Annotated in this window: 10 protein-coding genes; 4 read left to right on the top strand and 6 right to left on the bottom strand. The window is 37.6% G+C overall.

The genetic code is table 11. The features are described from left to right. The first annotated feature begins 142 nt into the window (after positions 1-142). Entirely contained in the window at positions 143-688 is a 546-nt protein-coding gene (locus Q0983_RS10250) for an RNA polymerase sigma-70 factor (RefSeq protein ID WP_299552334.1), read from the top strand. A 176-nt stretch (positions 689-864) separates the two neighbouring features. Here Q0983_RS10250 and Q0983_RS10245 read toward each other — a convergent pair whose 3' ends face one another. The 6 genes from Q0983_RS10245 to Q0983_RS10220 all read right to left on the bottom strand — a co-directional run bounded on the left by Q0983_RS10245 (position 865) and on the right by Q0983_RS10220 (position 13086). Then, complete coding sequence (locus Q0983_RS10245; protein ID WP_299552331.1) at positions 865-3456, bottom strand: hypothetical protein; 2592 nt, start codon at positions 3454-3456, stop codon at positions 865-867. Between the two features lie 53 nt (positions 3457-3509). Beyond that, the gene (locus Q0983_RS10240) at positions 3510-5417 is read right to left on the bottom strand and encodes a sulfatase (RefSeq protein ID WP_299552328.1); all 1908 of its coding nucleotides are present in this window, start codon (positions 5415-5417) and stop codon (positions 3510-3512) included. Positions 5418-5536: 119 nt separating this feature from the next. Then, on the bottom strand, positions 5537-6892 hold the full coding sequence (locus tag Q0983_RS10235) for a hypothetical protein (protein ID WP_299552325.1): 1356 nt from the start codon (positions 6890-6892) through the stop codon (positions 5537-5539). 10 nt (positions 6893-6902) lie between these two features. Beyond that, complete coding sequence (locus tag Q0983_RS10230; RefSeq protein ID WP_299552322.1) at positions 6903-8387, bottom strand: arylsulfatase; 1485 nt, start codon at positions 8385-8387, stop codon at positions 6903-6905. Positions 8388-8472: 85 nt separating this feature from the next. Then, the gene (locus Q0983_RS10225) at positions 8473-9996 is read right to left on the bottom strand and encodes a RagB/SusD family nutrient uptake outer membrane protein (protein WP_299552319.1); all 1524 of its coding nucleotides are present in this window, start codon (positions 9994-9996) and stop codon (positions 8473-8475) included. 12 nt (positions 9997-10008) lie between these two features. After that, a complete protein-coding gene (locus tag Q0983_RS10220; RefSeq protein WP_299552316.1) occupies positions 10009-13086 on the bottom strand; it encodes a TonB-dependent receptor in 3078 nt (1025 codons plus the stop codon). Positions 13087-13576: 490 nt separating this feature from the next. On the opposite strand from Q0983_RS10220, the gene Q0983_RS10215 reads away from it, so the two are divergent. The 3 genes from Q0983_RS10215 (at position 13577) to Q0983_RS10205 (ending at position 20716) form a co-directional block, all read left to right on the top strand. Continuing rightward, a complete protein-coding gene (locus Q0983_RS10215; RefSeq protein ID WP_299552313.1) occupies positions 13577-14665 on the top strand; it encodes a T9SS type A sorting domain-containing protein in 1089 nt (362 codons plus the stop codon). A 118-nt stretch (positions 14666-14783) separates the two neighbouring features. Then, positions 14784-16469 (top strand): LamG domain-containing protein, encoded by a 1686-nt coding sequence (locus Q0983_RS10210; RefSeq protein ID WP_299552310.1) that lies wholly within the window; start codon positions 14784-14786, stop codon positions 16467-16469. A gap of 182 nt (positions 16470-16651) precedes the next feature. Further along, positions 16652-20716 carry a hybrid sensor histidine kinase/response regulator transcription factor gene (locus tag Q0983_RS10205; RefSeq protein ID WP_299552307.1) on the top strand — a complete coding sequence of 1355 codons (4065 nt, stop codon included), beginning with the start codon at positions 16652-16654 and terminating at the stop codon, positions 20714-20716. Positions 20717-20727: the final 11 nt, after the last annotated feature.

The following is a 20727-nucleotide window of genomic DNA, read 5'->3' as shown; positions in this document are numbered from 1 at the left end:
ACAATTCAGAATTAAAACATGGGTATTCATTAATTTAAAAAAATCCTAATTTCTGTTTTTTTGGTTGAAGCAAAACATCTGAATTTGATTTACCTCTTAAATGGATATTTTATATATTTACCGCCTTACTTTTACCTGACTAATGCTCTCATCACAAAATATTATTATTGACATTAAACAAGGGGATAGAGGTGCCTTTAGAGAGTTCTTTGAAGATTTCTACCCCATATTGTGTTCATTTGCCAATAAGTATTTAAAAAATCCCAATCAAAGTAAGGATGTAGCTCAAGACGCACTTGTTAAGTTTTGGGAAAAAAGAGAGGAGTTTAATGACATTCGAGGTGTTAAAAGCTTCCTATACGTTATTGTAAAGAATAATTGTCTCAATATAATTAAGAAATCAAGTAAAAGTGTTGATATGACTCTTTTAAAAGAATTTGAATCTGAATCGTTCTACAAAAAAAACATCATTGATCTGGAAACATTTAGGATGGTTAGAAATGCCGTAAACAAACTACCTGACAGGCAAAAAGAAATTGTAGAGCTTTCCATGCAGGGTTTGAAAAACCCTGAAATAGCCATGCAATTAGAAATCTCACCTCACACCGTTCATACCGCTAAGAAAAACGCCTATAGAAAATTAAGAGAAACGCTTAAAGATAAATATTACTTACTATTATTCCTTTAATTAAAACAGTATTCAATAAAAAGGGAATCTCAATTCATATAGTCAAATAACATCATTTTTTTTGACTTTTATCTTAGTTTAGCTAAAAAGAAATAAGGTTTATGTTTAACTCTCTTAACTCCCGGATTGGCACTAATGAATAGTGTTGTTTTAAGGCAAAAAACTAATTATTTAACTTATTCAATCTTTATTATTTTATCCGGAGCAGCGCTAAAAATATCCTTACCATTTGTATTTACAAAGGCTTTAATGGCCAACTTCGAATTTTTTCTTATTTCTTTGGAAGGTATAATCACCTGAAATGATCCCTGGTTTTTATCGCTGGAACTTGCTTCAACTCTATTTTCCTCTACCGTAAGATATGATATGTTATTATATATAATTCCAAAACTGTAAAGACCATCCAAAGGTATATTGCTGAAGCTAACATCTACCACATAATCCCCATTTCCGTTTTTACCTACGCTTTCAATGGTAATTTCGTAGTCCTGATTCTGCTTTATAGGTGTTGCAATATTTGGATAAAAATTACTTTCGCCAGAAGCATTTTCTGCCTTGACTGTATAGAAGTATTGTTGCTTGCCATTAATTTCTTTGTCTTCAAATGAAACCCCTGAAATTCCCCTGGCTATTACGTTAAACTTATGCGGTTCAGTTCCTCTTAAAATAGTATAGGACACCTTGGTTTTATTAATTTCCAACGGCTCCCATTGTACTAAATTTGTACCACTTTTGATTTCCCTAACAGAAACATTTCTTGGACTATAGGGCACATTTTTTTTGGGTACTATGGTAACCGGAGGTGAAAATGTACTTTGTCCTAAACCATTGTATGATGCTACTGAAAACAAATAAGGTACATCCATCTGCAAATCTTCAACCCGATACCCAAATACATTTTTTGTATCTATGATCCTGCTTTCACCGGTAGCTATTTCATATTTTAACAGATAACCATTGGCATAAGGGACACTTCTCCACATTATGGTAGCGGTGTCATCGCGTCTGGCTGTTTTGAATATTTCAGGGGTAGCCGGAGTTTCCATAACCATTGAAACGGGATTGGAAGGTTTACTGTTTCCCGATTGGTTTTTTGCTACTATTGAAAAGTAATAGGTTTTTGATTCTGAAAGCCCCTTAACCAAATAAAACGAGACCTTGCCCAATTTTAGCTTCTTATTTAAGTTTTTAGGATCGTTACCGTAACGAATTTGATAGCTATCGGCTCCAGATATGGGGCCCCAAACTATATCAACTCCCTTACTGGTGGCAGATACCTTATAAATCCTAGGTTGTGCCGGAGGATTTTGTTTCCCTCTTTTCCATTTAGCGACCGTTATGCTATAGGGTCTTAGCCTTAACTTTCCTTGAGGCATTATCTCCTTCTTAATTTGGGTGTCTTGGGCCTCTAAATTATCAGCACTAAGATAATTTATGCTCAGGGATTGTTTTAATGGTTTTCCATCTACCAGAATTTGGTATAATCCGGAGTCCTTGCCCCGGTTTGTTAGCACCAAATAATCATAGCCATCTATGCCCCTATAACTTTGCGCAATTCCTGCTTCATGTGTCTGCCCTTCCAATCCGGGCACTGTAAACTTCCCATTTTGTACGGTATGATAAACCCAATCGACATTGTTTGTAGCCTTATGAAATATTGAGAAGGCCTTTCCTTCTAAAGTCTTTAAAACTCCTGTAGAAATACTATCGGTGTTTAAAGACCTCCTATCTTCAAAGGCTTCAAGCACTAAATGGTTGAAGTCTTTTTCAGGAACATATTTATTACTCACTTCATGGGCCCCTATATAGGTTGTATTGGCATGCTGTAATTGGCGCATAACATACTCGATATTATAAATAGAGGAATAAATACCATTTAATGGACGGTTCCATACTCCAAACTCCGTAATTAACATGGGGATATCCTTTTCTGTGTATTCTTCAATTTCCGCCATGGCTTCATTTCCGGTGGCCTCGAGCAATTTGGTATTTCCTCTGCGATATGCATCTACCAAAGGCTCTTGCCTGCCAATATGGGGGGCATACGAGTGTTTGGAAAAGGTATTCCAAAAGGCCCCATGTTCTTTTTGGTAGGCATTGATTTCTTTCATGAAGGCCCAAATACCATCCCAGGTAAAATTAAGTGCCAGGTGGGCTTGGGGAAATTCTTTTAAAATCTCATCGGCGTGAGGTTTCATTTTTTGGGCGTAATCATACCCATCGTTCCACCAATAACGCTCTCTGTGTGGTACGTAAAAATAGGGTTCGTTGCAAAATTGCCAGACTTCCACTTCAATATTATTGTTTTTTATAAAACGCACCAATTCTTTGGTAATCTCGGGGGTTTCTGAAAAAGCATTAATGGTTACAATTAATCTTCCGTTTATTTCCCCGAGCAACTGGTACAAATCGGTTAACCTATGAGGTCCTTTGATTTCAGTGAACTTATATCCTGTCAGGTATTGTTCGCTTTTATCGAACATATAGGCATAATCCAAATCATATTGTCCCGTTGCAGCATTAAAGGCATCACCCATAGTACCAGAAAAGAAGCGTAACCATCCCGGTTTTAATTCGTGCACCGCTTTTCTAAAATCTGGATGGGTATAGTTCCAGACCTTATCAGCTATACGGACATTGAAGCCACTGCTTCCTGTTTTTATGGCATGGCCTTTTTGAGTATTTATTTCAATGGTTTGCTGTTGTCCCGTCAATAGCATGGACATTAGCCCAAAAGTCAGTGGCACTAGTGATTTTATTGCACTCATTATTCTCTTTGGGATTAATTGGAATTTAAATTGAAAAGCTAAAACTGAAGGTCCTATTTACTGTGATCATAGCCTTTTTCCACATTAGAACTAGAGTCCCATAAATCATTGTGCGGTAAATATCCGGTATTAATTAATGCTGACTTAATATAGAACTGATTTAGCTTTTTGCTCTGTCGTAGGGCCACCAGCTCATTTTCCAAAGGTTTGGCCAAAGCCCCTAGATTTTGAAGGGTGGCATAGGCAATAAAATAATCTGCTTTAACCTGATTGAAAACAAACTCAAGGGCTTCCTTGTTATTGGGATTGGCATTGATCAAAACCTCAGCACTCATTAGGCGCACTTCGTTATTTTCATCATTATTTTTAAAATTAGAAATAATATCCTTTGGTGCTTCCTTAATAAAATTCCTTTTAAGCATTTGCAATACCCCTACTGTGGCCCAATATCTAATAGCGGGTTCTTTGGAATTTAAGTATTCCTTAATTTTATACATATCCGCAGGTGTAGCCGTACTGGAAAATGCCGCTGCATCTATTACCTCTTTTACAGGTTGATTTGTAGATCTTATATAATTGTAAAAGGGTATGCTATCTTCTTTTCGTCTCATAGACCAAGGATATAAGCCTAAATCTTTTTCCGATTTCATTAGATCTAACAATTTCTTTTTCATTGTTGTCACCCTTTCATAATACTTTATTTCGTTGGCCAAATTATAAATCTCATAAGGATCTTTTTGAGTATCGAAGAACTGTAAAGCCGGCACGGGCTGCCAAAATCGCTTTTGAAGAGGTGTTACCTCGCCTTCAATGTTTGCTTTGTCCCAACCTTGATAAGAAGGCATTTGCCATTGGTAAGATTGTCTGGTTCCGTTAGGATATGCGGTATTGAAGTTCCAAATTAACTTATACCTGCCATCGGTAATGGCACGGGAAGGAATATAACTTTGCTCCTGGTTCGCTCTATACAGGAACAATTCCGATTTCGGTTCCGGTATGTTCTTTCCTAAAAAGGCTTGTCCTAACATAAAATCGGGGTGTTCCACCCCCATTAAATTAAATATGGTTGGTGCAAAATCTACAAATCCTACCAAATTATCGTTTCTGTTTGGAGCCGTTGTTTGGGCTAAATGTTTATACTTTTCCGGGAAGCGCACCATCAAGGGCACTCGTGTTCCCGTATCATATACATAGGCTTTACCTCTAGGCAAGCAGCCCCCATGATCCGAATAGTAAAAGACTATGGTATTATCGGCCTCCCCGGACTCCTCAAGCTCCTTAAGTTTTTTCTTTACCCAGTCATCCATATTGGTCACGGCGTCATAATACCAGGCAATATCATCTCTTATTTCGGGAACATCGGGCAAGTAAGGTGGTAATTCTATATCTTGTGTCTTAACCGTTCTTGGTGTTCTATTATCTGTATTTCTGGTTGCTATGCGTTTGGTATGTGTTCCTCCATAGTTGAAAACAGCAAAAAAGGGTTGGTTCTTATCCTCTCTATTCAAATAGCTGGCTTTTTTATTAGAGCTATTCCATATGTCTTTGGGGTAATTTTTAGCATTGTAATCCGTTTTGCTGTTATTGGTACAATAGTATCCGGCTTCCTTTAAGTATTTTGGAAAAAAGAATGCTTTAGGAACTGCGCGAGCTTCCCTGTGAAAATCTGTAGCCAACATGGGCGCATAAATACTGGAAATTAAAGTTGAACGGGCTGGTGAGCATTGTGCCCCATTAGAGAAAGCATTTGTAAAAACAATACCATCTTTTGCAAATTTATTTAAGGTTGGTGTTACAGCTGTGGAATCGCCGTATGCGCTTAAATATGGACTCATGTCTTCCACCACAAGCCACAGTATATTGGGCCTTTCATTCTTAATGGTTTCTTGATCCATACAAGATGTGTTCAAGGTTATGAATGCTATTAAGATCCCCAGCGTTATAAATTTATTTTTTTTCATTTTCGAAATATGCTCAAATAAACCAAGAACCCCAAGTACATGGGGTTCCGGAAATTACTATTGACTTGCATATACAAACAACTGGCAAAGTCAAACATTCAACTAAAACTAACAAAACACTATTGTTTTGTAAAAACAAACCTTGTAATTGACCTATTTGGTAGTGTCAGTCCAAAAATATCATTGCTATCTCCCAAGGCAGATAACGAGCTGGATTCCCCATCAGCTCCAGAAATATCTGTCCATTGAATAGCTTCTATACCATCTTTGATACTTGCTCCTTCTAATTGGAAACCGTAATTCTGTAATATGTCCCCCGAAAAATTAACTGCATATACAGTAATGGTATTGTCTTCCATAAAGGCTCTGGTACTCAACTTACCAAGATCAATGATTTCTTTTCCGTCAATATCGCTAATATCAATCGGTCTGGCACCTAATAAGGGGACGCTAGCCATTCTCATTAATTTACTTCGAATACCATTATTGATTTCGTAATTCCACCACATAAAACCGGACATATTATTGTCTGTTTGCTGCCATAAGGTAACTAAAGCTGCTTCGGCTTCATTTAAATCATCCACATTATTTTTGCTATCCCAATGGGGCTCTGTTGACCAAAAAGGCGTGTCTCCTATTAAAGATAAATCATTTAACAATCTCTGATAAGGTCTGAATTCCGGATAGTAATGGGTTCCATATATTTCCATTTTGTCTCCCCCTCCTAAATTCAATAAATTTTGCACCCAATTGCGCTTATCCGGCCCAAAGTCTTCATAGCCAACTAAAACAGGCATTTCAAAACCTCTAGCTACTGCTAATAGTTTCAACTCATCTATAGTATCAATATACTTTTGAGGCGAAATTTTGCCTTCATTGAAAACAAACTCATTGTCAATACCTAGATATTCAATATCGTGTCCTTTAGAATTCATAAACTCTATAAAGTCTGCTATTAAAATGGCATATTTAGCTGGAATAATCCCATTGGCATCTTTTACCCATGCCGGGAAAGAATTTTGATTTTCCAATTTTTTACTGGCAAATAGCGAAAAAGGTCTATTGCCCCTTACCTGTTTTGCAAAATCTATCGAGGTTAATATGGCAGCGTATTCAGATTCTACCACCACGCCTTCGCTGGGATGAGCCGGAGACCCAATATTACCAAAGATAGGAATACGCATACCATTGGCATCATCGATATTGTAAATCTCATTCGCCCTATCTAAAGATGTTATAACACGATTCCCTTGTTTTACATCATAGTAAAATACATCAATGAGCTGTTTAGGGTTTTCAAAATTAATAACACTTTTCACCTCGGGGATTTCTTGAGGTTCACCAGGATCCACCATCTCTTCCTCTTGCGGAAATACCGGCTCTAAATCATCTACACCACCACAACCAACAAGCGCGACACTAACTACCGTTAACATTAAAACCTTGGTTATACTTATATTTTTTATATTTTTCATTGTATTCATTTTAATTGACGTTTAAAAAAGTTTTTTGACTAAAAGTAAAGACCTTCGAATCTGTTCTGGAATGCCTAATAATACTATCCATTACCTCAACCATTTCAGGGTGCAAATGGGCAATATCATTTTCCTCACCCGGATCGTTTTGTAGATCAAAAAGTTTAATAGGGGCATTTGGTTTTTTAAGCACATTATATTTAACCGCTTTCCAATTGCCTTTTCTAACAGCTTGCCTGCCCCCTTTTTCATGAAATTCCCAATAGAGATATTCATGTTGTTCTTGCGCTTCGTTATTACCGGTAAGTGTTGGTAAAAATGACACACCATCTAAATTAGTTGGCGTATTTACGTCTGCTATTTCAGTAAAGGTTGGGAACACATCCCAAAACGCAGAGATATGATCTGTTCTGGTATTAGGCCTAATTTTACCGGGCCAAGAGGCAATCATTGGCACTCTTATACCACCTTCGTACAAATCTCTTTTGTATCCTTTATAAATTCCATTGCTGTCAAAATAATCGGGATCGGCCCCGCCTTCCCTATGCGGACCATTATCCGAGGTGAAAATTATTAGCGTATTTTGCGCAATTCCCAAGGCTTCAACTTTGGCCATGATTTCCCCAACTTGAGCATCCAGAATTTCAACCATAGCCGCGAAAGTAGCATGAGGTTCTGCCTGGGATTCATAGGGTCCTAACCTATAATTAGGTCCCTCATCAATTCCTTTAAATGCCTTTTCGGGGTTAAATTCCCCTCTATATTTCTTTACAATTTCTTCGGGAGCAGCCAGTTCAGCATGGGGAATAATCGATGCAACGTATGCAAAGAATGGAACCTCTTTATTTTGCTCGATAAATTCAATGGTCTTTTCGTGAATCAACTGTGGCGCATAAGTTCCTTTGTTGTATCCTGCATTTTTAGGTAGTACAATGGAATCGTTATTAGACCATAAATGCCTTGGGTAATAATTATGTCCCAAGCGCTGGCAATTATATCCAAAAAAATTATCGAAACCTTGCGCTGTTGGGTCCCCTTCTGATCCCGGGTATCCCAATCCCCACTTACCAAACGCTCCTGTAGTATAACCTGCCTTTTTAAGGGCTTCTGCAATGGTAAACGTTTCGTCTGGAATTGGATATTGTCCTTCAGGATCTATTTCCTTGTTACCTCTTACAACGGTATGTCCTGTATGCATCCCGGTCATTAGGGTAGAACGCGATGGAGCACATACCGTACTTCCTGAGTAATGTTGGGTGAACAACATGCCATTTTTTGCTAATTTATCAATGTTGGGCGTTGAGAATTTTTTCTGACCATATATGCTCAAATCCCCATATCCTAGATCATCGGCTAAAATGTAAATAATATTAGGCTTTCGTATTTCATTATCGCTAGATACTATTTTTGAACCCAGGTCCTCCTTTTTCTCATTTTTACAAGAAGCCGATATTATCAAAATAACCGCTAATAGAACATTTCTTAACATTTTCATATATGAGTCTTTATTATTTATCTATTCTTAAAAACAACATGGTAATACGGGTTACTAGCATGTTATGTCCTTTTATAAAACCTATTTATCTATATCCGTTATTTGTTGGGTCAGTATTCAATAAATTGGGGTTTAACAAAAGTTCTTGCTGTGGTATAGGTAATAACACATGCTTTGGCTGTATGTTGGCGGCCGGGTTATTGAAGGGTCTGTGTTGGACAGATCTGACAACATCGAGCAATATGCCCCAACGAATTAAATCCATTTTTCTATGTCCCTCTGCGGCTAACTCAAACTTACGTTCATCACGAATGTTTAATCTAAATTGTTCCTCAGACAAACCTGACCATGGTTTATCGGGTTCAAAGGCACGTTCCCTAACCGTATTTACATAAGTGTAAGCATTATTAGGACCATTTAATTCGTTTTCGGCTTCTGCGGCCATTAAATAAATATCTGCCAAACGGAATACAATGTAGTTTTCGTGATGGTCAAACCTGGGTGATGTTTTGGTCACATTCCAGTTCTTTCTAAAATATGGAAACTGTAATTGGTACCCTATATACTCCGTTACAATCGTGGCGTCATACCTTAAATCGTCTGGATCCCAGTTAGATTGATTTGCAAATTGCGGTAATGGAACGGCCCAGGCGAACCCGGTCATTTCCTCTCCACGGGCGTCTAAGTCTGCTAAAAATTGCGACCTTAAAGAAGCAACTGCAGGTTCGTCCCTACTGCCTCTAGGTGTATAATCATCGGTTCTTGAAGTTCCGGCATCACCAATCACACCTTCCGTGGTAAAATCAACCACAAAGATATGCTCGTCTTTGTATTGGTTTGTTGGATCTGTTTGATTGAACACTTCGGCAAAATCATCCAATAGCCTATGCGGTGAGTTATCTATAATCTCGTTACAGGCGTCCAAGGCCAATTGCCATTCCTGATCAAACAAGTAGAACTTGGCCTGTAATGTTTTGGCAGCCCATTTAGTGGCTCTACCCAATTCCGCATCACCATAAGAGGCAGGCAATAAATCAAAAGCCAATTCTAAATCCGCTTTCATATCGGCTTTAATCTCATCCTTTGAAAAGCGCTCTATAGTTGATAATTCCTGAAGGGGTAATAATTCTCTAAAATAAGGTACATTCCCCCATAGGTTAGTCAGGTGAAAATAGGCTAAAGCCCTCAAGAAGTATGCTTCTCCAAGAACCTGGTTACGCACATTTTCAGAGAGGTTTTCATTGCCGCCAGCTCTTGCAATTAAATCACTTGCATTTCTTACAATTTCATATAAAGCTCCCCAAGTAGCATTTCCATCGGCTACGCCTTCATCTATAAGGTAATTGTGAATGTTTCCATTGACATTTCTACTTGGTCCCACCAAATCACAACCGGAAACGTAATAATTATCCAGTCCTCGGGTTCTGTACAAGGACCCTTTGTGCAAAATTCTATAAAGACCATTTGAAGCCAGCAAAGCTTCGTTATCGTTGTTATAAAAATTACCTGTTTGCAGAACGCCTCGTGGTTCTTCTTCTAAAAACGGATCGCAACCGGTGTTAGCAAGTCCAAAAAATAAAATTGATGTTAATATTATTAATTTCTTCATAACTTCTGTTTTTTAAAATTCCAATTTTACACCCGTTACTATACTTCTGGCATACGGATATTGCCCTGAAGCAAAACCTTGCGAAACGGAATTAAACCCGGAACCGGATGAAAAATTATTTACTTCGGGATCACCTAAACTAAAATCCGTAAATAGTGCCAAGTTGTTTCCCGTAACATAAATATTAATGCTGCTGAAGGTATTTTTCAGCGTTGTATTTTCAAGTGGTAAATCGTAAGACAGACTTACCGATTTAAGTCTTAGAAAAGAACCATCTTCCACATTTACGGTACTGTTAGGATTGAACAATGAGGTAGAAGTCCCGGCCCGAGGTATATTGGAAACCTCATCTATACCCTGACGCCATCTGTCCAGAACCCTTCGGTCTAAGTTTTGATCTCCACGACCATAAAAAGAGGTTTGCGTAAGGACATTGAATACCTCATTACCGTAAGAACCTTGAAAAAACACATCTAAGGATAAGCCCTTATATCTAAATGTATTCCTAAATCCACCATAAAAATCGGCTTCAGGACTTCCTAGGACTTGAGCATCCTGATTGTTTATGGTTCCATTACCATCTAAATCCCTAAATCTTGGACTTCCGATAAAGGACCTCCCTACACGGTTATCATCAACAATTTGTTGCGGATCCTGGTAAGTTCCCAGGTACTCGGCTCCTATAAAAACCGGGAATGGCTGCCCTACAATTAAGGCAGCAGAAGAACCACCTTGATTTCCGGTAGATTGTAAAGTAATCACATCTTCGCCCCCTAAATCCAAAACTTTACTTCTGTTTGCTGACACACTCAAAGAAGTGGACCATTCAAAATTATCATTATTAATATTTGTTGTATTTAACAACAGTTCTATTCCCTGATTTTCTACGCTACCAATGTTACGTGTTAATCTACCTATACCGGCCGTATTAGGTATGGCTGTGTTAAGTAACAGGTCTTTTGTAGTCTTTTTGTAATAGCCGGCTTCAAAACTTATTCGGTTATTCAATAAACCTAATTCCAAACCTACATCCAGTTGCTCCGTAGTTTCCCAAACCAAACCTCTTGATGCGGGAGACCCCAAAACCACCGCAGGATATAAATTTTCATTGAAATAGGTAAAAGTCGGGTTATAGCGATCTAAAGAATTAAAGGGAGAAATACCCTGCTCACCCACGACTCCAAAACTACCTCTTAGTTTTAAACGATTAATAACATCTACGTTTTCCATGAAAGACTCTTCATCAACATTCCAAGCTAAACCTACAGAAGGAAAGAAGGCATATTGATTCCCTTTTTCAAATACTGAAGAGCCATCATATCGTCCTACCAGGGTCAGTATATATTTTTTGTCAAATGAATAGGTCATACGCCCTAAATAAGACACTAAGGTTCTTTGGCTGTAACCTGAATCCACTTGGTAAGTTTCCGGGTCGGAACCAATCCCTAATCCATTAAATTCCAAAACATCAAAAGGGAAACCTCCAGCCAGGGTGCTTACTGATTCATTATTAGTTTTTTGCCAAGTAAAACCACCCAACACATTAAATTTATGTTTACCAAAGTTTTTAACAAATGTTAGGGTATTCTCCTGTAGGATATTTTTAGATTGGTTGGTATTTATCCTTCCTTCACCTCCTACATTAACGGCTAAACGTTCCGGTAAAAGACCAGGAAGATAACGATTGTTCTTAAAATAATTTAAAGTTGCCCCGATACTGGATTTCAGCTTTAAATCATTAGCAACTTCATATTCAAAATATGCATTTGCTATAATATTGGTTACCAAATCGTGATCTACCCTTAATCGTATATCAGCTTCAGGGTTTCTTTGCAATGACCCGCTAATTGGGTTTTCATCTGTATAATTGCCATTATCATCTAAGACCGTTCTTATGGGTAGGACACTACTAACAATACTCCCATAATTTACTTTATTATTCTCTCTTCTTTGTCTCGAGATATTTAAACGAATACCTGCTTTAAAGCGATCCGATAAATCGACATCCATATTATTCCTAAATACCATTTTTTCAATGCCGGAATTTCTTAAAACCCCCTCTTGTTTAAAATAGTTAATAGAGCTATAATAGTTTATGCTTTCGGCATTCCCCCTGATCGAAACATCCAGATTTTGTTTAAGGCCCGACTGTGTTACTAAATCCAACCAATCTGTAGTTTGCACCTGATTTGGATCAAATCGCAGTGGCAAAGACGTATCGGTTTGTCCTATTGAAACAGGTACTCCACCTACATCAATTGGCGTTCCCGGCACAAATTGACCGGCTTCATTAACATAATCCACATAATCCGAGCCACCCAGCAATTCGATTTGATTAGTTACTTCGTCAATACTCGTATAAAGATTCACAGATATAGTGGGTTTCCCGGTTGTTACCCCCTTACCACTTTTTGTGGTTACCAATACCACACCTGCTGCTCCACGTGTTCCGTAGATAGATAATGCAGTCGCATCCTTAAGAATCTCTATAGATTCTATATCATTAACATTAATATTGTTAAGGTTAAAACCTGAGCCTACAATGAAACCATCTATCACGAACAGTGGATCATTGTTCCCATTAATAGAGCTATTCCCCCTAATCCTAATGGTTGCTCCGGTACCGGGTGCTCCACTGTTGGAGGTTACTTCAACCCCAGCGGCCCGTCCTTGCAAAGCTTGGTCTACCCTTGCCACAGGTTGATTTTCCAAAGCCTCTCCACTTACAGAAGCCACGGCAGATACCAATTCCTTTTTACTACTGGTACCGTAACCAATAACCACTACCTGCTCTAATTGTTGGGTATCTTCCAGTAACTTAATAGCGATGGTTGTTTGATTACCCACAGGGATATCCCGGGTTATATAACCTACATAAGAAAACTGTAAGACATCGGAAGCATTGGCCTGAATTGTGAAGTTCCCATCAAAATCTGTTGACGTACCATTGGATGTCCCCTTAATAATAACATTTACCCCAGGAAGCGGTATATCATTATTATCTGTTACTATACCCTGAACAGTATTCTGGGAATGCACTGCACCAACCCAGCTAAAACAAAGTAATAGTATAATAAACTTGAGATTCATACATTAAAAGTTTTTAAAGTTTAATTTAATATTAGTTAAGTGAGGTAAAATTATGTATAAGCTATTTCATGGACATCTTAATTGTTACCTACAAATGTTGCAGGCCATGCTTTTGAGACCTTAAAAACTAAAAACCCCAAGCCAAAAGGACAAAGTTTCAAAGTGATTTAAGACGCTTTAAAAACCTGTTTTAACAACTTCATTTACAACATATTAATAACTATTGTTTTATAATCACATTTCTTTTAAAATCCATTAAATCATGCTTGATTTGGGCTTCTTCAAAAATTAAACTTAAAAAAATTATTCAAGACATCCTGGTCCTTAGTACTATTTGGAAAAAAGCCCTTTTGCAACATTTATACCCCTTTCTTAAGAACGGGAAAGGACTCTACATAAACATTGTTAAGTAGCTTTACCAAACCTTAAATCATTAACTCACCAGGACTTATCGCGTTGTGTTTTTACTAAACTTTTTAAACAATTTATTATGAAAAAAATTTACCCAACGATTTTATTTATGCTTTTGAGCATACTGACATATGCACAAGGAGCAGAATTCGAATGGACTTTTGAAGAGGCTGACCCCCTTGGAACTGACAAACCAACAGGGATTACCATCGTAGATGCCGGGGGCACTAATGTACAGGTTAAGGACTTAGGCAGTGTAGCACAGGTAGCCAACAGTGTAACAGATGATGGTTCCGGGACAAATAACACTCTTTCCATGGACAGACAGAGCCATATTATATTAGATGAAACGGTTTTGGGAAATGGTAGTTTCTCCATTGTAGCCAAATATGAAGGTTCCGGGAATGGTGATAATAGTATGTCCATAGGCAATGTGCAAGATACCGGGTTTATTTCCATAGCTGTTTTTGATTCTGAACCTAATCCAGGTGTTTGGGCGCTTCGCCGTTTACATCACAAGTTTGCCAATGGTCAAATGAATGGTCTAAAAATAGGTAATACGGCTAATGCTTTTGGTAGCCGGCTTCCTGTTAGAGATGACCTACTTGAGGGTATGAAGCATGTTGTGCTAACTTATAATGATACCGACGGATTATTTAGATTATATATTGAAGGTGATTTAGATGGTGTTGGAGGTGATAATGGTGGTAGATTAACAGGCAATACCAATGTTAAAGTTTACCTAAGTTACAGAGGAGGCTCTATAGACTCTGGAACGGGAGCTGTAACAGCCTCGCTTAATGGTGATGGCGACTCTAAAGATGTTAAATCTGAATGGGATAATATAGCTGTTTTTAAAAGAGCTTTATCAGACCAGGACGTTTTAGACTTATATAACGGAGCCAACCCTTTAACCCTAGCCATTGATCAGGTAACCTTAGAAAATTTCAATGCCTACCCTAACCCCGTTAAGGACCATTTACATTTTAGCAGTAGGCATGTAAAATCCATTGAGGTTTTCAATGTATTGGGAACTAAAGTTATGAAAAGAACCATAATAGGACAAAGTGGTGCCAATTTCAGTGCTTTGGCCAATGGCATCTATATTGTTAAGGCCTTTAATCAGGATAACACCCATATGGCCACCATCAAAGTGGTAAAAAAATAGTTTAATAATGGCATTGCAACATTTAGTCCCCATTTATGAAACAAGCCGTTTTATTAATTGCTATAATTTTACCTCCAGGTTTTAAACTTAACTAAACTTTAAATAAAAATTAATGACAATGAAAAAACTATTTAGTGTTTTAATTTTAGCTATAATTACACTTCATTCGTGTAACGATGACGATTTAAATATCATTGATTATACGGAATTCGATTCCACTTTAACTGAAGCTCAAACTACTGCTGATGTTAGTAAAGAAGGTGAAAAGAATGGTGATATAATTATAGGTTCGACGGCCATTTTAAACGCCGTTATTGAGATCCATGCACCGTATAGAACAACTGCCATTAACCAAGGCACTATAGATTTAGCGACGAAAAGGTTAAGAACGGCTATAGACACCTATAACTCAAGTATTGTTATTGTAGATGGTACCAGTCTGGAAAGTACCATATCGAATGCACAATCCTTACATGATGCTGCGGTAGAAGGGGATTTTCCCGGAGAATATCAAGCGGGTTCAAAAGCCATTTTGCAATCGGCTATTGATGCTGCAAGGGTAGTAGCCAATAATACTGATGCAACCCAGGCAATGATAGATGGTGCCTTATCAGCCTTACTATCAGCTTTAAACGATTTTAACGATGCTAAAAATCCCCCATTGGATTTTGATGCGCTTAATACTGAAATAGATGCCGCCCAAGATTTACATGATAGCGCCGTTGAGGGTACCCAAATTGGGGACTATACCATAGGCTCTAAAACCATACTACAAAACGCTATAAATGCTGCCGAAATTATTGCAAGCAGTACCGAAGGGATTACACAATCAGACATTGATGATGCTTTAGCAACCTTGCAAGCCGCGGTTGAAACATTTAATGCCGCACGTATTGGAGGGCCCGACCGAGATATTACAGCGCTGTTGGCCGGTATAGCTAACGCACAGACTATCCATGATACTGCTATTGAAGGCTCCGAGTTAGGGCAATATCCAGTTGGAGCTAAAGCCACTTTACAAACGGCGATAGATACCGCTCAAAGTGTCGCCGATGACCTTTCAACAGGGCAGTCTATTGTTGATGCAGCCTTGGCTACCCTACAAGACGCAGTTGTTGCTTTTGAAAACTCAGTAAATGGCATCTATGTAGTTAATTTTGACGGCGCCAGCTATATAGAAACCCCAACGTTCCAGGGCATTTCCGGCGGTACCCAACGCACCGTGGAGGCTTGGATAAAAACAGATGCCAGTAAAACTACCGAGACGTTAATTTTATCCTGGGGTATAGGATCGAATCAACAAAAATGGGATATGCGTTTAAATAGTGGCAGATTAAGAGTTGAGTATCAAGGCGGAGGAATAAATACAACAAAAACTGTAAATGACGGTATTTGGCATCACGTAGCGGCTGTGGTTCCTACTGACGGTGCTAGTTTGGAGGATGTTTTATTATACATTGATGGCGAATTGCAAACCGATATTACTGGCAGTGGTTCAAGCCCTATTAACACATCCAATGCCAATAATTTTCACATAGGCAGAAGTGCTAATGACGCTACCAGGTTATTTGTGGGTCAAATAAGTGATGTGCGTATGTGGAACGTAGCCAAATCTGCAAATGACATTAATACAAATAAAGATGTAAGGTTAAATGGAAATGAATCCGGTTTAGTAGGATACTGGAAATTAAACGATGGTTCCGGAACCTCTGCACAAGATGCAACAAGTTCGAATCATACCGGTAATTTTGTAGGCAACCTAACCTGGGAAAAAATAACCACCGGTTTGCCATTTCAGAATTAATGTCCTTAAGGATAATTAATAGCTCGTATAATAGCCTCAAAAAGGAATGTCATAAAAAAGCATTCCTTTTTGGTCATTTATACAACTGCATTGCTCAACTCATGGTGGTAATTCTATCCGGATGATTTGATTGGCCATCGAAATTCTTATATTTATATTAGGAACCTTTGAACAAATATTAAATGAAAAACGCGTTATCAGTTTTTTTTTCTTTATTATTCAATATACTTTGTTTTACACAAAACATTGAATCTTCCTTTACACCATTAAGTATTGAAGGCGTTCCTTTTCACAAGAAAACCAATTGTGTGTTTGAAGATCGTTTAGGTTTTTTATGGATTGGCACAAACAACGGTCTTTATAAGTACTATGGGCAAGGCGTTGACAAATACGAATACAATGTATTTGATGAGCGTTCCTTACCCAATAACAATATTAACTCTATTGTTGAAGATGATTTTGGAAATTTATGGTTAGGAAGCGAGAGCTATCTTATTAGTTACAATAGAGCAAACAATTCGTTCAAAGGTTATTACAGGGACAAGACTTCAAAAGTGCTTGGTAAATCCATGGACGGTACTATATGGTCCTTCCTGCCAAAAACAGGCCTTATTAAAATTACGCCTCATGAAACCACGGAAACCTCCATACTAGACACCAAATTTAATTATAAAGACAGAGAGAAAGTATTTGGTTCCATTGGTCAGATAAACCAATATCTTGAAGATCATTATAAAAGACACTGGTTTGCTACCTCCAAAGGCATCATGGCCCTGGATAGTTCCCTAACCAAAAAGAGCACCGGTTTTAACAAAAACACTATTGCTCTTTATAAGGGGAACAACAACTTTATTGCAGCCACCAATCGTGCCATTTATGTTCTTGGCTACCATGAAAATGATTACGAATTAGACATTCAGGAATCTTATAACACCGGTAATTTCCCCCAGAATGAGACTTTGAATACTAGAATCAACAGCCTCACTGTAGAGGATCAGGGTCATACCATATGGATAGGGACCGATAATGGTCTGATTAAAGGTACAAGAACCAAAAACAGTTATAATTTTGATCTTTATGAAACCCAAACTGATATCACTAATCAAATAAACACTACCCTAATTGATAAATTTGACAACCTTTGGATCGGCTCACAAAGAGGGGTCAGTAAGTTGATAAGTAAGAGCTCCATTTTTGAATATCATTCCTTTAGCGTGGCTTTCCAAAATACTTTTGCCTCCTCCATATTAATAGAGAACAAAGCCCAATTACTTGTTTCATTTAACGGCAGGGGCCTACATAGATATCACCTGAAAACTAAATCTCATGAACCGTATCTAAGAACTACAAATGATATTGGTGCCATTACATTTGATTATTATAAAAAAGAATTACTTATAGGGTACGACAGGCAATTAGTAAGAACCAAAAACTATACTGTTAATGGATCATACCCCATGCTCGACACCCTTAAAACCTATAGTAAATCCGTAAGGGATATTATTGCCGTTAATGACAGTGAAATCTGGGTTGGGCTTTGGGGAGGCGGCATAGATGTTATCAACACTAAAGCTGAGATTTCGCGCTTTGCAAAACATGCCATTTCCAGCCTTAGTAATGATAATGTATTTGTTATGCATTTAGACCAGCATCATAATATTTGGGTGGGCACCAGGGGTAACGGCTTATTCAGGATTAACCTGGTAGAAGAAAAAATAAAACATTATGTTCCGGAACAACAAGGCGGACTTTCTTCTAATGCCATTCTAAGTTTAAAAGAAAGCAAGGATGGGGATATTTGGATTGGCACCAGAGGCGGAGGCTTAAATCTTTACAATAGAAAAAATGATTCCTTTCAAACATTTGGAAAATCTGAAGGCTTATTATCCCTGACCATTTCCGGAATTGAAGAGGACAGGAACGGGAATTTGTGGATTAACAGTGATGAGAGCATTTCTTTTTTTGACACCAGAATACAGGAGGTTAAAAACTTTGGTGTCGATGAAGGCATTAAGGGCGTACAATTCAGTTTTAATTCGCATAATGTGCTTGACAATAATGTTTATTTTGGAACTTTGGGAGGATTTTATAATATCAATACTGTTAGATTTAATAAAACCACATTAATACCCAATACGGTTATAACCGATTTTTCGATTTTTGGAGATGAAGCCAATAATAAATTGATTTATGACAACAATCAAAACCTTAAAAACAAGCTAAGTAAAAATGAAAGGATAAATCTGTCTCACACAGAGAACAATATTGTTTTCAAATTCTCTTCTTTAGATTTCACTTCTCCAAGTAAAAACAAGTACGCTTACATGTTGGAAGGTGTGAACAACTTTTGGGTATATACGGACGCTTCAAACCGCAATGCCAATTACAACAACCTTCCTCCGGGAAATTACACCTTCAAGGTTAAAAGCAGCAACAGTGATGGGGTTTGGAATGAAGATCCGGCCGTATTAGTTTTTTCCATATCCCCTCCCTTTTGGAAAAGTAATTTAGCCATCGGTTTATACTGGCTTTTAGCCTTAATTACTTTATATGTTACCTTTTATTTAATGCGCAAATGGTACAGATTAAAAAAGAACCTAGTTGCCGAGACCGTAAGCAGACATAAAGATAATGAGTACCATAATATGAGAATGGTATTTTTCACAGATATTTCGCATGAACTGAGGACGCCTTTAACACTTATCAAGGGGGCTATAGAAAAGGTAGTTCGGGAAAAGAATTATACTATGAGTTCCTTAACTGCTCAACGTATCCACAACAACACGATTCGTATTAATAGGCTTATCAATCAAATCATGGACATCAGGAAGTATGATGTTGGAAAGTTTAAATTAAAAGTTTCCAAGAATAATATCATTGATGATATAAAAAAGATAAAAAACGCCTTTAATGACTTAGCGGAAATAAACCATATAGACTATACTTTTAAATGTGACAAGTCTACTTTAAAAGCCTGGTATGACTATCAAATTTTAGAAAAAATATTGTTTAACTTATTGTCCAATGCTTTTAAATACACTCCAACAGGAGGAAGTATAGATTTATTGGTAGAATCTATGGTAAAGGAAGATGCGTTTGATAAAACCGGAACTACAGAGTATATTGTATGTCAGGTCATTGACACCGGTTCGGGAATAGATAAAAAAGACATTCCATTTATATTTAACAGGTTTTACCAAACCGAAGACATCCCTAAGCATCAAGTATCCGGCACAGGCGTAGGCATGGAGTTGGTACAAAAACTCGTTAAATTACATAAGGGGTTTATTAACGTAGAAAGCGAAAAAAACAAGTTAACCAAATTTACGTTTTACTTCCCCATCAAAAAGAAAAATTACCTTCCAAATGAAATAGGTACCAGTAATGAAGTCCAGGACAGCTCTTTATTATCCCAACTAAAGGATTATCATTACAGTAATAATATAACGGCAGAAGAGGCCATTCCGGGCAATAAGGCAAAATCAAAACCATCTATTCTTATAGTTGAAGACAATTTGGAATTGCTAAATATGATGGAAGAAGAGCTTGCTGAAGATTTTAATGTATTAAAGGCTGGTAATGGAAAAGCTGGTTACGAGAAAATAATCAGTGATAAGCCCCAACTTGTTTTAAGTGATATCTCTATGCCCGAAGAAGACGGTGTTGAAATGCTTAAACGTGTTAAAATGAACCCAGAGATTAGTCATATCCCCATTTTTATGCTTACAGCCAGAGGGTCCGATGATATAAAAATAAAATGTTTAAGAATTGGGGCAGATGATTTTATTGAAAAACCCTTTAGTATTGAATTTGTAAAGTGGAAAGTTAAAAACACCCTATTTAAGCAGCGTAATTTAAAAGAGAAATACAGTCGGGTTATTTCTGCCGAACCGTCTGAAGTTGAACTTGAATCAAATAGCGAAAAACTCATTAGAAAGTTAGTCCAAATTATTGAAAACCATATTGATGATGACCTTTTAAGTGTAGAATTTTTAGCTTCTGAAGTGGGTATGAGCAGAGCGAGTCTTTATAGAAAGCTCCTGTCCATCACCGATGAAACCCCTGTTGAATTCATTAAAAAAATCAGGTTAAAAAGAGCTACACAACTTTTAAAGAAAGATGACCTATACGTTTCGGAAATTGCCCATATGACCGGATTTAACAATTTGAAATATTTTAGCAAATGCTTTAAAAAAGAATATGGCCTTACCCCGACACAATATGCCGATCAAGCCTCTCTTATTTAGTCATTGCATCT

This window comes from Seonamhaeicola sp., from assembly GCF_028281565.1.
Taxonomy (GTDB): domain Bacteria; phylum Bacteroidota; class Bacteroidia; order Flavobacteriales; family Flavobacteriaceae; genus Seonamhaeicola.
The sequence above is the reverse complement of the archived record's forward strand: the minus strand, read 5'-3'. Positions and strand labels throughout refer to the sequence as shown.

Excerpts from the sequence above, each read along its gene's own strand:
- Q0983_RS10225 (WP_299552319.1), bottom strand. The coding sequence starts at position 9,996 with ATGAAGAAATTAATAATATTAACATCAATTTTATTTTTTGGACTTGCT.
- Q0983_RS10240 (WP_299552328.1), bottom strand. The coding sequence starts at position 5,417 with ATGAAAAAAAATAAATTTATAACGCTGGGGATCTTAATAGCATTCATA.
- Q0983_RS10245 (WP_299552331.1), bottom strand. The coding sequence starts at position 3,456 with ATGAGTGCAATAAAATCACTAGTGCCACTGACTTTTGGGCTAATGTCC.
- Q0983_RS10235 (WP_299552325.1), bottom strand. The coding sequence starts at position 6,892 with ATGAAAAATATAAAAAATATAAGTATAACCAAGGTTTTAATGTTAACG.
- Q0983_RS10205 (WP_299552307.1), top strand. The coding sequence starts at position 16,652 with ATGAAAAACGCGTTATCAGTTTTTTTTTCTTTATTATTCAATATACTT.
- Q0983_RS10230 (WP_299552322.1), bottom strand. The coding sequence starts at position 8,387 with ATGAAAATGTTAAGAAATGTTCTATTAGCGGTTATTTTGATAATATCG.
- Q0983_RS10250 (WP_299552334.1), top strand. The coding sequence starts at position 143 with ATGCTCTCATCACAAAATATTATTATTGACATTAAACAAGGGGATAGA.
- Q0983_RS10215 (WP_299552313.1), top strand. The coding sequence starts at position 13,577 with ATGAAAAAAATTTACCCAACGATTTTATTTATGCTTTTGAGCATACTG.
- Q0983_RS10220 (WP_299552316.1), bottom strand. The coding sequence starts at position 13,086 with ATGAATCTCAAGTTTATTATACTATTACTTTGTTTTAGCTGGGTTGGT.
- Q0983_RS10210 (WP_299552310.1), top strand. The coding sequence starts at position 14,784 with ATGAAAAAACTATTTAGTGTTTTAATTTTAGCTATAATTACACTTCAT.